The organism is Nocardiopsis sp. NPDC006832, assembly GCF_040635885.1.
GTDB lineage: Bacteria > Actinomycetota > Actinomycetes > Streptosporangiales > Streptosporangiaceae > Nocardiopsis.
The window spans coordinates 100,189-112,748 of sequence record NZ_JBEYLC010000008.1 but is presented as its reverse complement, the minus strand read 5'-3'; the positions used below and the strand labels follow the sequence as shown (position 1 = coordinate 112,748).

Here is a 12,560-nt window from a genome sequence, read left to right as displayed (position 1 = left end):
TAGCGAGAAGAGCCGGCACGGGCGACCGTGCCGGCTCTTCGGTGTTTCGTGCCGATGGTGGGGATCAGGAAAGCAGTTCGGTACGGCCGAACATCTGTGCGGTGGCGCGGGCGCTGGGTGTGCCGGCGTCCAGGTCCGCCCCGGCCTCGACGAGAGCCTTGACGACCTCGTCCTCACCCTTGAAGAGCGCTCCGGCCAACGGTGACTGATCGCGGCCGTTGCGCAGGTCCACGTCGGCTCCGCGTCCGATGAGTTCCCGGACGGTCTCCCCGTTGCCGTGGTAGGCGGCGAGCATCAGCAGGGTGTTGCCGTCGTTGTCGCGGACGTCGACGGCGAGCCCGTGGTCGAGGAACTCCAGGAGTTCGGTGGTCCGTCCCTCTCGGGCCATGTCCATGGCCAGGGTGATCACCCGGTCGACCTGCTCTGGTGACAGTTCGTTCATGGTTCCCATGCTAGAAGCCCTGACCAGGCCTCCCGACGTTTCGGACCGGGTTTTCCACAGGCTCTCCGCGAGATTTCCCGCGGTGGCCGAGCGGGCTCCGGGCCAGGGCGCCCGATCCATCCGAGGTGAACCGGGTCGGGGTCAGTCACAGCAATTACAGTCGCAGTCCTTGCAGCGACCGCAACAGCCGCAGCAGTTACCGCAGGTGTCCCCCACGCATTCGCAGATGTCGCACCAGGCCTCCCGGGGTTTGCCCGTCCAGGGGCCGGGGTGTGGACCACGGCAGCAGAGCTGGCAGGTACAGCACATGAACAGAGCGGCGGCGCAACCGGCGAAGAAGCCACGAGAGCGGGGTGGTGTCTCCAGGGCCGGGGTCTCACAGTTGCAAGCGGTGCAGCAGCCGCCCTTGCTCCGGTGGCCGCCATCGTCACCGGAGCCACCCCCGCCGTGTCCATGTCCCGACCCCGAACCTCCACCGTGGTCGCCGTGACCACCGTGGAAGTGATCACCGGCCCCGTACCCGGGGTGGTGGTGTCCGCCTGAGACGGGCCCGTATCCGGGATGGCCCGCACCGTATCCGGGCTGCCCCGGGTGGCCGGCGTGAGAGAAGGTACGTGAGACGGCTCGGCGCAGTTCGGTGACGAGCAGGGCGCGGACCAGGCGGTCATCGGCGAACTCGGTGGCGTCCAAGGCCAAACGCACGCCCAGAACGGCGTCGTCGCAGAGCTCACGGGCCCGGTCGGCTCCGGTCTCGGTGGCGGTCAGGGGGTTCCAGGAACCGTTGGCGAGGTCGTCCTTCTGGTCCTCCACGGCGTCCAGCAGGTGGGCGATCCGACCGAAGAGCCGACCGGCCTCGTGGAGCGGTTCGGCGTTGGCGGGGCGCTCGGCCAGCACCGCGGTGTACGCGAACGCCTCGGCGGTGGCCTCCTCGGTGGGTGCCGTCACGGTGAGGACGTCGGTGCCCGGACCGGCGACCGCCTCGACCTCGCTTTGGCGATCCATGACGGCGGTGAGCGCGGAGGTGTCGAAGCCCAGACCGGTGCCCGCCTCCCTCGCGTCCTGCTGCCAGCGTCGCGCCATCCTCCCGGCGACAGCGCGCACTCCGGGCCGGGCGAGGCGCCCGTCGCCGTCCTCGATGTGGTCGCTGATCTTGCCGGAGGCCAGCATCAGCGACACCGTGGCGGCCAGGTTCGCACCGGTGCCGTCGGCGACCCGCGCGGAGCGCATGCCGCGCAACAGGCAGGGGCCGACGGCCCGGGTTCCGGCCTCGGCCCGGGACTGTGCGGCGGTCAGCACCGAGATGACCAGACCGTCGTGGTTGGTGGCCAGGCGCGAGGCCTGACCGTGCCCATCGCGCAGGGCCAGGCAGAGCCCGCACAGATGGGACATCCACTCCGTGGCCAACCCGCCGGGCAGAGTGTGCCGACAGGGCCGCAGGATTCCGAACACGACCGCTCCCATTTCCTCACGGAGTCCCACCTGGGGACTCTCACGCAACGGGGTACGACTCCCGTCACGGGCATTCGGTTCGGATTATCCCGTCATCGGCCCTTGGCGCTCGCTCTGGCAGGTCAGCGCAGGGAGGGGGATCCACAGCACTTCTTGTACTTGCGCCCCGAAGCGCACCAGCAGGTGTGGTTGCGTTCGGGCGGCCAGGGCAGGCGACGGTCCGACTCGTCGGGGACCTCGGCTTCGCTCCACGCCATCAGGGTTCTCGGGTCGCACGGGTCGAGTCCGGTGTGGGCGACGAAGTCCGCCACCTCACCCACCTCCGCGGTGAGCACGACGAAGTGCACGTCCGGTCGTTCCTTGGCCTCGGCGCGCAGCTCCCGCTCGGCGTCGAGGAAGTAGGTCGCCTCGGTCCGTTCGAGCCGGACCCATCCACGTTCGAGGACCTCGGGCAGCGCCTTGCGGGAGAAGACCACCTGAACGGCGACGATCTGTGCGGGCGGCTCCTCCTCGTCGTATCCGAGGGGCCCGTCGAGCGGGTCACCCACTCCCAGGGGGTCGGCCGGGAGTAGTTCCTGCGCGGCGAGGGTGTGCGTGTCGTGTTCGTCGGCGGGCATCCCGAGCGCCTTCCGCACCCGTGCCCGCCCCTGGAGCGGAAGCAGGTCGTAGGCGCTCAGGTCGGCGATCGCGTCGGCCGGGAGCGCCAGGTGGTCGCGTGCTCCGATGTTGAAGCAGCGCAGCGCCTTGTCCGCCTCACCCCGGCTCTCGAACCGTTCGGCGAAGAGCGCCGCGGGGCCCGGTGTCAGCTCGTCCGGGTTCACGGCCTCGTTCACAAGCCGGTTCGCCTCCTTCTCGTTCCCCTCGTCCTCATACAGGCAGACCAGGTCGAACAGGGCGTACTGGCCGTCCTCCGGGGTGGGCGGATGGGCATGAAGCGTCTGGAGCAGGAGCCGGGCCTGATCCGGACGCTCGTTGGCGAGGAGGAGTTCGCTCGCCATCAGGAGGATCTCTCCGGTCTCCTCGGGAGCGCTCGTGTCGAGATCGTCGAGGATCTCCTGGGGCAGGTCGAGCTGGTGGATCGGCTTCCACGGTTCGAGGTCGAAGAGGCCGGCGGGCTCGACCGATCGGGGTTCATCGGGTGTCATACCAGCACGTTAGCCAAGAGGGAGGCCGGGGATGGCGCGCAGCAGGTCGAGGACGCCGGTGTCGGCCCGCGCCCCCGTCTCCAGGCCGGCGGCGAAGGCCACCAGCAGGACGAGGAACAGGAGCAGATGGCGGGGCCAACGGCGCCCCCGTCTGTTCGCGGCGGCGGGGTCGGCGTCGATCCAGGACTGGTCCAAGCGAGCGATCTCCCTGCGTAGTTCCTGGACCTCGGAGTGGTAATGGTCGCGTTCACCGCGTACCCGTCCGAGTTCGGCGCGTTCGGCCCGGATGGCGGCGCGTACGTCGGCCACGTCGGTGCGGGCGCCTTCGGGGCCGCGTCGCCGGTGCCAACGTTCCAGGCGGGCCAGTGGCAGGTCGACGTAGTGGGTGGGCCAGTTGTCGTCGGAGTCGGAGTATCCCTCACCGGCCTCCGGTTCGGTCTCGGAGGCGTAGTCGAGGGGTTCGTCGCCCTCCCCCACGGCCGTTTCGGTGGCCTCGTCGAGGACCGGCAGGGGTGGGGCGTCGGCGGGGGTGCGACCTTCGGGGCGATCGGGGGCGGGGGGTTCGGGGTGGTCGGGTTCGGGGTCCGGGGCCGGGTCGGGGATCTCGGCGGCCGTGGAGCCCGAGGAGGCGCCGATGGTCCAGGCCGGTTTCGATTCCGGGACCGGTTCGTGGTGGTGCTCCGGCTCGGGCGGCTCCGGTGATTCGGGCGGGCCCGTTTCGAGGTCATCCCGAGGCTCGGGGAGCGGTTCGGGTTCGAGGGGGTCCACGGTGTCGGGGAACTCGCGCTCCTCGGGGCCTTCCTCGGTGTCGGAGAACGGGTCGGGGGCCTCCTGGAGCTCTTCCTCCGCTTCCGGCGGCTCGACGGTCCGGGCGGGCGCCGTCGGGCGCGGGTCGAGCCAGTCGTGGAGCCGGTCGAGCCGGCCCGCGAAGGTGGCCCCCTCGGGAACACCCCGGGAACGCAGGTGTTGGGCCAGGGCGTCGCCGCCCTCCTCTCGCAGGACCGTGACCAGGCCGTCGGCGACCTTGAGGTACTCGGCCGGGGCCGGGTCCCGGAAGGGGCCCTTGGCGGAGGCGGGGCCATCGGGTGGCCCGAAGGCCAGGTGCGGACCGTCCTCCACGCCCAGGACCGGGTCGTAGGTGGAGAAGGACCAGCTCCAGCCGGCGGCGGGGATCGCGGCCCGTGGCGTCAGGACCTCGTGCAGGATTCGGTGCATGCCCCAGAGGAATCGCAGCTGGGTGGCCTGCCACAGGTCGGCGCGTTCCGGGTCCAGGGTGATGTGGATGGGCCGGTCGGGGTGGGCCAGGGCGCGGGCGATCGCGCCGACGAGGAGTGGTTCGTCGCCGATGCGGGTCTCGGCGGCGCGGCGGTCGCGGGTACGCAGGGCACCGGGCGCGGCGGTCAGTTCCCAGGGGTCGGGTGTGGCCAGGGGGCGCATGGTGGCCCAACCGGGTGTGGGTGGGCGGCTCTGCGCGGGTCGGGTGTTGGGGTTCTCGTGCAGGGACAGGATGCGCGAGAGGGTGAGCCCGCCGGTGGGTCCGACGATGGCCCAGGCGTGGGCCTCGCGGACGTCGCCGGGCCATCGGTAGACGAGGGCGCTCTGCCCGTCGGGGTAGTGGTGCGCCCACAGGGTCTCGGGGTAGTCGCCGGGGTCGACGCCCGGCAGGGCGGACCGGTAGTCGGCGGTGAGTGCCGGCAGTAGCCGGTCACGCCAGGAGCGCAGGACCGGTTGGTCGCGTTCGGGCAGTGAGGTGGCGGCGGGTCCGGGTCCGACACGGCCGAGGAGGGTGGGTTCGGCCCAGGCGAAGTGGATCTGCTCATAGGCCTTGTCGTCGGCGCCCGAACGCCGGTCGGACGACTCTGTGCTTTCGGGCAAGTGGCCCCTCCCACGGGTTGGCGACCCGGCCGGTCGCGCGCTTCCCTAGGGAAGGTATCCGTCGCAAGCGTCAAGAAACCGCAAAAGCAGAGCTACGTGCATCTTTGCGACGTTTGCACCGATTGTGAGGGTTGAGGGCTTCGCCTGAAGAGGGCGGCTTCACCGGGCACTCTCCTCCCGACGAAGCCGCCCCCTGCTTCGAGCCCGCGGCTGAAAGCGCTTCCCACGATTCCGGACGCGAGCGTCTGGACGGGCTCCGCGCGAGGCCGTGACCGAAAGCGCTTTCCAACCCCTCCGGCCACGGCCCCTCCCCCGTTCTGCGCGCGGACCCTCAGTGCGCGGCGGTGAGGCGCTCGTGCTGTTCGGCGCTCAGGCGCAGGTCAACGCCTTCCAGGACCTCGTCGAGCTGGCCGGTCGAGCTGACCCCCACCAGCGGCACGATGGCCGGGTCGTGATCCAGCAACCAGGCGAGCACCACCTGGTTGCGACTACCGCCGGTCTCCTTGGCGACCTCGTCGAGCACCGCCAGGCGCGCCGGGGTGCCCGGGTGATCGTAGGCGTACTCGAACGGCCGGTCGGGCCGGGTGTAGGCGCCCGACAGCAGCGAGTTGTACACCAACAGGGTGTGATCGCGCCCCTGCGACGCCTCGGAGCGGATGAAGTCGAACAGCTCCGGGGTGACGAACCTGTGCCCGGATGACTGAAGGGGCACCTCGTCGCGCGCCTGCAGGTAGGTGTAGCGGTACTGCAGGACGCGTGGGCGCGGCCATCCGTGGTTCTCGGTCGCGGCGCGGGCGCGTTCCAGCCGCCACGTGCGGTGGTTGCTCATCCCGAGCTCACGTACGTGTCCGCGCTCGACCAGGTCGGCGAAGACGCCCATGGTCTCCTCGATCGGGGTGAGGGGGTCCTCCCTGTGGGCGTAGAGCAGGTCCAGGGTGTCCACGCCCAGTCGTCGCCTGCTGCGTTCGACCGCGGCGGTGACGGCCTGGGCCGACAGCCCTTCCTGGGCCTCCAGCCCGGCGCCGGGGATGGTGGGCTGGGCGCCGACCTTGGTCGCGATGAAGACCTCGTCGGTGATACCGCGCTCGCGCCGCCACCGCCCCAGTAAGGTCTCGCTCTCGTGCCCCCGGCCGTCCTCGACCCAGAACTGGTAGCAGTCGGCGGTGTCGATGAACGTGCCGCCGGCGTCGACGAACCGGTCGAGCAGGGCCAGGGAGGTGTCGGGGTCGGTGGTCGAGCCGAACTGCATCGCGCCCAGGCACAGGGCGCTGACGGTGCGGTCGCCGATGGTGGTGTAGCGCATCAACCGGTCTCCTTCACGGGGGTGTCCATGGAACCTTCGGGGCGCCGAGCGAGTTCGGGACGCTCCGAGAGCACCCCGAGGTAGTAGTCGATCTTGTGGCGGATGGCCTCCTGGCGTTCGCGCAGCTGTTCGATGTGCGCGTTCAGTCGGTGCTGGTGGCTCTGCAACACCTCGACCCGTTCGGGGATGGTGTGGTCGCCCTCGCGCACGAGTTCGGCGAATTCGCGCAGTCGGGAGATGGGCATGTCGGTGTCGCGTAGGCAGCGCACCAGGTGGAGGAGTTCGACGTCGTCGGCGCGGTAGCGGCGGTGTCCGCTGGGCGCGCGGTCGACGCGGCGCAGCAGTCCGGCCTTCTCGTAGTAGCGGAGGGTGTCCAGGGTGAGTTCGAAGCGTTCGGCGATCTCGCCCGGGGTGAAGTAGTCCTTCATGGGACAAAGCATGGGACCTGGAGCGCGCTCCAGGTCAAGTCCTCGACCGGAAAACGTCGATGAACCCCGAACACCACTGGTGGGGCGGCATGTGGTGGATTCGGCGGATGAGGTGGACCCGGGTCCTCCGTCGTCAGTCGACGCTGCCGCGGATGGCGCCCACCACGGCCGCGGTGAGGTCCTCGATGATCTCGTCCTCGCCGACCTCGGGGTGTTCGAGCCACCACTCCCCCGCCGCCTGGACCATGCCGACCACGGCGTGCGCGGCGATCTGGGCGCGCAATCGACCCTGGATACGGTTCTCGATGAGGAGCAGGTCGGCGAGTTCCTCGCCCAGACGACGGACCATGAGGCCCAGGTCGCTGCGGGTGCGCACGTCCTCGGAGGTGGCCCGGTCCATGAGGAACCGGTACAGGTTGAGGTTCTGGGAGATCATCGACAGGTACGCGCCGACGGTGGCCCGGGCCCGGATCTCGAAGTCGGTGTGCTGGTGCAACTCGGCGCGGATGCGCTCGATGAGCGGGTCCACGTGGCGCCGGGCCAGCGCCTGGTAGAGGCCGCCCTTGTCACCGAAGTGCCGGTACAGGATGGGTTTGCTGATGCCCGCCTCGGTGGCGATGGCGAGCATGGAGGCCTCGTGGCCCTCCCGTTGGATCACCCGATCGGCGGCGTCCAGGATGGCCTTGCGCCGTTGGGGGTCGCGTCCACGCACGTTGCGTCCACGGTGGGGGGCGGGGGCGTCGTTCTCACCGGGCACCGTCTGTCGGATGTCTTCGAAGGCCACAAGGGTTCACCGTAGCGGTTTCGGGGCGGCGCGGGGCCACCGGGCGGGTTCAGGTCCTCAGCGCGATCCAGGTCGCACCGGCCTGGGCGAGGAGACCGCCCTCGGCGTCGTACAGAGCGCTTCCGGTGTGGATCTTGCGGCCGTCCACCGACGCCAGCCGGCCCATGACCACGGTGGTCTGGCCCACCTTCGGGACGCTGAGCACCTGGGCGGTGAAGCGGCCCAGCAGGATGGGGCGTCCGGTGATGTCGTGGGACCAGCCACCGGGACAGTCCAGTGCCGCCCACACCTGGGCGAACGCGGCGGAGCCGGTGCCGTCGTCGACCGCTTCGTCGACCTCCCACGTGCAGGCGACGGTGTTGCCGACGTTGGCGCGACCGTCGCCCGGTAGGACCTGGCCGGGGAACAGGCGCAGCCCGTCACCCTCCTGGCGCTCGGGGCCACAGCTGTAACAGCGCGGGAAGGGGTGGTCGTCGAACCCGGGGTAGAGCCGGCTCGCGTTCTCGGCCTCGGCGACGGAGACGGGACCACCGGGGATCACGCCGCGGTCGAAGGGGGCCACGCGTACCGCCTCGGCGATCGGGGTGGTCTCGCCGGACTCCTCGGTCTCGTCGCCGGTCAGGAGCAGGGCGTCCTCTCCATCGGGTTCGACGGTCAGCGGCCGGTCCAGCGGCGGCGGGGTGCGCAGGGTGACCTGTACGGCCGTGCCGCCGACGCGGGTGAGCCGTTCGGCGAGCAGGCCGGCGCTGTAACCACCGTTGCCGGACCCGTCGGGACCGTTGAATCCGCCGGGGATGGTGATCGTGGGGGTGCCGCTGCCGGGTTTCATGCGCCAAAGGGTAGTGGGCGTGTCCGGATTGTCCGCGCCCACCCCCTTCCACTCCCGAGAGGGGTCCCCCCGATCAGATCGTCTCTACCGAACGGGCAGGCCGGTGATGGTGCGGCCGATGATGAGCTTCTGGATCTCGCTGGCGCCCTCGAAGATGGTGAAGATGGTGGCGTCGCGGTGCCAGCGCTCCACCGGGTACTCGCGGGTGTAGCCGTTGCCGCCCAGGATGCGCAGAGCGTTCTGGGTGACGAAGGTGCCCGTCTCGGAGGCGTAGAGCTTGCTCATGGAACCTTCGGCGTTGTCGAAGTCCTTGCCGTTGCGGGCCATCCAGGCCGCGCGCCAGACCAGCAGGCGCGCGGCGTCGATGCGGGTGGCCATGTCGGCGAGCAGGAAGGCCACGCCCTGGTTGTCGCCGATGGGTCTGCCGAACTGCTCGCGCTGGACGGAGTAGTCACGGGCGTACTCGTAGGCGGCGCGCGCGGTGCCGACCGCCATGACGCCGACACTCGGGCGAGAGGCCTCGAAGGTCTTCATGGCGGCTTGTCCCTTGGAGCGCTTTCCCTCCTTGGCGCGGGCCAGACGCTCGTCGAGCTTGTCCTTACCGCCCAGCAGGCAGGAGCCGGGTACGCGCACGTCGTCCAGGACCACCTCGGCGGTGTGCGAGGCGCGGATGCCGTGCTTTTGGAACTTCTGACCCTGCGACAGCCCCGGGGTGTTCGGCGGAACGATGAACGACGCCTGGCCGCGCGAGCCCAGTTCGGGTTCCACACTGGCCACGATGACGTGGACGTCGGCGATGCCGCCGTTGGTCGCCCAGGTCTTGACGCCGTTGAGGACCCACTCGTCCTTGGCCTGGTCGTAGACGGCGCGGGTCTTGATGGCGGAGACGTCGGAGCCGGCGTCGGGCTCGGAGGAACAGAACGCGCCGAGCTTGACGTCGTCGGCGGTGCCGAACATCTGCGGCACCCATTCGAAGAGCTGGTCCTGGGTTCCGTTGGAGGCGACGGAGACCGCGGCCAGACCGGTGCCGGTGATGGACAGGGCGATGCCGGGGTCGCCCCAGTAGAGCTCCTCGAAGGCGACGGGGATGCCCAGTCCACTGGGTTCGAGCCACTGGTTCGCGAAGAAGTCCAGGGAGTACAGGCCGATCTTGGCGGCCTCCTGGATGATCGGCCAGGGCGTCTCCTCACGCTCGTCCCATTCGGCCCCGGCGGGGCGGATGACGTCCTTGGCGAACCCGTGGGCCCAGTCCCGGACGTCGCGGACGTCCTGACTCGGTTCCAGGCTGAAGGTGGGGGCGGTGTCCTCGCTCATGCGCTTACGTCCTTCGTCGGACCCTCCGGGGGTGGAGGGACGGCCTACGTGTGTTACCAACGGTAACACGCACGAATTCCCCCACGCCAGGGCGATCTCCACCCGAATGACCAGTGCGGGGCTCGGGAAACAGGAAGGTCCCGGTCGAGCCTGGGACTCGACCGGGACCCCGCCCCGAACCGCCTACGGCCGGGCGCCGCGCGGCGGCAGTTCCAGATCCTCGACCACCGCGCCGGGCCGGGCCACGACCCTGGCGGCCAGCGCGTGCGCCCGGCGAGCGGACTCCACGGCGCCCTCCCCCCGCAGCCGCGCCGCGAGGTAGCCGGCGTTGAAGGAGTCCCCCGCCGCCGTGGTGTCGACGACCTCGTCCACCACCTCGGCCGGCACGTGCACCGGTTCCGAGCCGGTCTCCTCCTCGACCAGGACCACGCACCCGCGGGCACCGTCCTTGACCACGACCTCCCGCGGCCCCTGGCCACGCAGACGCCGGGCCGCCGCCTCGGGTGATTCGTCGCCGAACAGCGCCCTCTCGTCGTCGAAGGTCGACAGCGCCGTGTCGGCCAGGCCATAGGCCGTGCTCACCGCCTCGCGCGCGGCCTCCCGGTTCGGCCAGCCGGCGGGCCGGTAGTTGCTGTCGAACACCACACGCGCGCCCTGTTCACGCGCCCGCGCCAAGAGCTCCCACAGGCGCCGCCTCGCCTTGTCCGTCAGCAGTTGCAAGGTCACCGCGGACAGGTAGAGCACGTCGTGGCCGCCCAGCCCATCGGCGAGGTCGTGCCCCTCGCCGAAGAGTCCGCGCGCGGGCGAGCGCGACCGGTAGTAGGTGAACGAACGCTCGCCCTCGTCGTCGGTGCGCACCAGGTACAGCCCCGGTTGGGCGCCGCTCACCCGCCCCACCAGGTGTGTTCCCACGCCTTCCCCGCGCATGGTCTCCAGCACGAGGTCGCTGTAGTGGTCGTCGCCCAGCAGTGTCAGGTAGTCCACGCCCACCTCCTGGAGCATGGTGCTCCGGGCCAGGTAGACGGCGGTGTTGTAGGTGTCACCGGCCACGCTCAGGCGTAGGTCGCGTTCGGTGCGGTGGGTGAGTTCGAGCATGCACTCACCGATGGCCAGGAACCGCGTCACCGCTCCACCTCTGCTCTCTTCTCGCGCGCCGCGGCGAAGTGCCCGGCGAGGTCGTCGACCTCCAAGAGCGCGGAGCCGACCGCGACCGCGAACGCCCCGGCCGCCGTCCAGTCCGGCACCTCTCGCGGGCCGATCCCGCCGGAGGGTATCAGCCGGCATCCCGGCAACACCGGGGCCAGGGAACGGAGGTATCGGGTCCCGCCCACGTGTGCGGGGAACACCTTGGCGACCCCCGCGGCGGCGACCGACGCGAGCTCCCCCGGTGTGTGGCCGCCCTCGATCAGCAACGTCCCGGAGCCGGACACGGCACGCCGCACCTCGGGCACCGGGTAGGGGCTGACCAGGAAGGTCGCGCCGTGCCCCAGCGCCCGTTCGGCCACGGCCGGTTCGGTGACGGTGCCCATTCCCCAGACCAGGTCCGGCATCGTCTCGGTGAATTCCGCGAGCCGCTCGTCCCAGCCGGGGATGGAGGTGGTCAGTTCCACCGCCTTCGCACCGCAGTCGCGCAGCCGGTGGACCTGGTCCCTCAGCCGCGACGGGTCGCGGGTGCGCAGCACGGGCAGGATCCCGGCCGCGCCCAACGCTTCGAGGACGTCCTCGTTCGAGACCGTCATGTCGGTTCCCCTCACCAGTCGTGCATGGAGCCGTCCAGGCGGCGGTTCACCGGCAGGTACCTGGGTTCGTAGGGGTAACGGGCCGCGGCCTCCTCGTCGATCTCCACGCCCAGGCCGGGGGCGTCGCCGGGGTACATGTAGCCGTCCTCGAACGTGTAGGAGGTCTTGAACACCTCGGAGGCCGGCTCCAGGTGGCCCATGTACTCCTGGATGCCGAAGTTGGGCACGGTCAGGTCCAGCTGCAGCGCGGCGGCGAACGACACCGGGGACAGGTCCCCGGCACCGTGCGAACCGGTGCGCACCCCGTGCAGGTCGGCCAGATCGAAGATCTTGCGCAGGTGGGTGATGCCGCCGGTGTGGGAGACCGACGTCCTGATGTAGTCGATGAGCCGGTTTTCGATCAGGTACCGGCAGTCCCAGATGGAGTTGAAGACCTCGCCCACCGCCAACGGGGTGGTGGTGTGCTGCCGGATGGTCCGGAAGGCCTCCTGGTCCTCGGCCGGTGTCGCGTCCTCGATCCAGAACATCCGGTAGGGCTCCAGGGACTTGCCCAACTGGGCGGCCTCCAGCGGGGAGAGCCGGTGGTGCACGTCGTGCAGCAGGTGGAAGTCGTAGCCGAACCGGTCCCGGACCGCCTTCATCATCTTCGGCGCGAAGTCCAGGTAGTAGGGCGTGTGCCAGGCGTTGTCGGAGGGCATCGCGGCGTCGGCGGGTTCGTAGGTGTGGCCGGTGCCCGGGTGGTGCAGCCCGTAGGTGCTGTCCAGTCCGGGGACGGCGGCCTGGACCCGCACGGCCTTGTAGCCCTGGTCGAGGTAGCCCGCCACGTCGTCGAGGAGTTCGTCGATGGTGCCCCCGCTGGCGTGACCGTAGATCATGACGCCCTCGCGCGCGGCCCCGCCGAGCAGCCGGTGGACGGGTTGTCCGGTGACCTTGCCGAGGATGTCCCACAGGGCGCAGTCGACCGCGGCGATGGCGGTCATGGTCACCGGTCCGCGCCGCCAGTAGGCGCCCCGGTACAGGTACTGCCAGATGTCGTTGATCCGACCGGCGTCACGGCCCACCAGGAGCGGGCACACGTGGTCGCGCAGGTAGGACACCACCGACAGCTCACGCCCGTTGAGCGTGGCGTCGCCGATGCCGGTGACCCCGTCCTCGGTGGTGATCTTCAGGGTGACGTAGTTGCGTCCGGGGCACGTCACGATGACGTCCGCTGAGGCGATCTTCATGGTCGGTTCCTCGTTCGGTTCGGGGT

At 70.4% G+C, this 12,560-nt stretch carries 12 protein-coding genes; all 12 read right to left on the bottom strand.

Annotated features, from left to right (window positions below; genetic code table 11):
- Window positions 1–64: 64 nt before the first annotated feature.
- Window positions 65–442, bottom strand: coding sequence for an ankyrin repeat domain-containing protein (locus tag ABZ717_RS06375; RefSeq protein ID WP_358506494.1), 378 nt, complete (start codon window positions 440–442; stop codon window positions 65–67).
- Between the two features lie 141 nt (window positions 443–583).
- The gene (locus ABZ717_RS06370) at window positions 584–1,891 is read right to left on the bottom strand and encodes a DUF5685 family protein (RefSeq protein ID WP_358506577.1); all 1,308 of its coding nucleotides are present in this window, start codon (window positions 1,889–1,891) and stop codon (window positions 584–586) included.
- 122 nt (window positions 1,892–2,013) lie between these two features.
- Complete coding sequence (locus ABZ717_RS06365) at window positions 2,014–3,036, bottom strand: SEC-C domain-containing protein (RefSeq protein WP_358506491.1); 1,023 nt, start codon at window positions 3,034–3,036, stop codon at window positions 2,014–2,016.
- A gap of 9 nt (window positions 3,037–3,045) precedes the next feature.
- Window positions 3,046–4,911: a hypothetical protein gene (locus ABZ717_RS06360; protein ID WP_358506487.1), complete on the bottom strand. Its 1,866-nt coding sequence runs from the start codon at window positions 4,909–4,911 to the stop codon at window positions 3,046–3,048.
- Between the two features lie 331 nt (window positions 4,912–5,242).
- Window positions 5,243–6,214: an aldo/keto reductase gene (locus tag ABZ717_RS06355; RefSeq protein WP_358506484.1), complete on the bottom strand. Its 972-nt coding sequence runs from the start codon at window positions 6,212–6,214 to the stop codon at window positions 5,243–5,245.
- Window positions 6,214–6,642, bottom strand: a complete 429-nt coding sequence (locus ABZ717_RS06350; RefSeq protein WP_358506481.1) for a MerR family transcriptional regulator — start codon at window positions 6,640–6,642, stop codon at window positions 6,214–6,216. The genes ABZ717_RS06355 and ABZ717_RS06350 overlap by 1 nt, the downstream gene beginning before the upstream one ends.
- Window positions 6,643–6,775: 133 nt before the next feature.
- Window positions 6,776–7,426, bottom strand: coding sequence for a TetR/AcrR family transcriptional regulator (locus tag ABZ717_RS06345; protein ID WP_358506478.1), 651 nt, complete (start codon window positions 7,424–7,426; stop codon window positions 6,776–6,778).
- Window positions 7,427–7,475: 49 nt separating this feature from the next.
- A complete protein-coding gene (locus tag ABZ717_RS06340) occupies window positions 7,476–8,255 on the bottom strand; it encodes a hypothetical protein (RefSeq protein ID WP_358506475.1) in 780 nt (259 codons plus the stop codon).
- Between the two features lie 84 nt (window positions 8,256–8,339).
- Entirely contained in the window at window positions 8,340–9,569 is a 1,230-nt protein-coding gene (locus tag ABZ717_RS06335; RefSeq protein ID WP_358506473.1) for an acyl-CoA dehydrogenase family protein, read from the bottom strand.
- Between the two features lie 183 nt (window positions 9,570–9,752).
- Entirely contained in the window at window positions 9,753–10,694 is a 942-nt protein-coding gene (locus ABZ717_RS06330) for a sugar kinase (protein WP_358506470.1), read from the bottom strand.
- Window positions 10,691–11,308 (bottom strand): bifunctional 4-hydroxy-2-oxoglutarate aldolase/2-dehydro-3-deoxy-phosphogluconate aldolase, encoded by a 618-nt coding sequence (locus ABZ717_RS06325; RefSeq protein ID WP_358506468.1) that lies wholly within the window; start codon window positions 11,306–11,308, stop codon window positions 10,691–10,693. The genes ABZ717_RS06330 and ABZ717_RS06325 overlap by 4 nt, the downstream gene beginning before the upstream one ends.
- A gap of 11 nt (window positions 11,309–11,319) precedes the next feature.
- Window positions 11,320–12,534, bottom strand: coding sequence for a D-mannonate dehydratase ManD (gene manD / locus ABZ717_RS06320; RefSeq protein ID WP_358506465.1), 1,215 nt, complete (start codon window positions 12,532–12,534; stop codon window positions 11,320–11,322).
- Window positions 12,535–12,560 lie beyond the last annotated feature (26 nt).

Excerpts from the sequence above, each read along its gene's own strand:
- ABZ717_RS06375 (WP_358506494.1), bottom strand. The coding sequence starts at position 442 with ATGAACGAACTGTCACCAGAGCAGGTCGACCGGGTGATCACCCTGGCC.
- ABZ717_RS06365 (WP_358506491.1), bottom strand. The coding sequence starts at position 3,036 with ATGACACCCGATGAACCCCGATCGGTCGAGCCCGCCGGCCTCTTCGAC.
- ABZ717_RS06355 (WP_358506484.1), bottom strand. The coding sequence starts at position 6,214 with ATGCGCTACACCACCATCGGCGACCGCACCGTCAGCGCCCTGTGCCTG.
- ABZ717_RS06350 (WP_358506481.1), bottom strand. The coding sequence starts at position 6,642 with ATGAAGGACTACTTCACCCCGGGCGAGATCGCCGAACGCTTCGAACTC.
- ABZ717_RS06340 (WP_358506475.1), bottom strand. The coding sequence starts at position 8,255 with ATGAAACCCGGCAGCGGCACCCCCACGATCACCATCCCCGGCGGATTC.
- ABZ717_RS06335 (WP_358506473.1), bottom strand. The coding sequence starts at position 9,569 with ATGAGCGAGGACACCGCCCCCACCTTCAGCCTGGAACCGAGTCAGGAC.
- ABZ717_RS06325 (WP_358506468.1), bottom strand. The coding sequence starts at position 11,308 with ATGACGGTCTCGAACGAGGACGTCCTCGAAGCGTTGGGCGCGGCCGGG.
- manD (WP_358506465.1), bottom strand. The coding sequence starts at position 12,534 with ATGAAGATCGCCTCAGCGGACGTCATCGTGACGTGCCCCGGACGCAAC.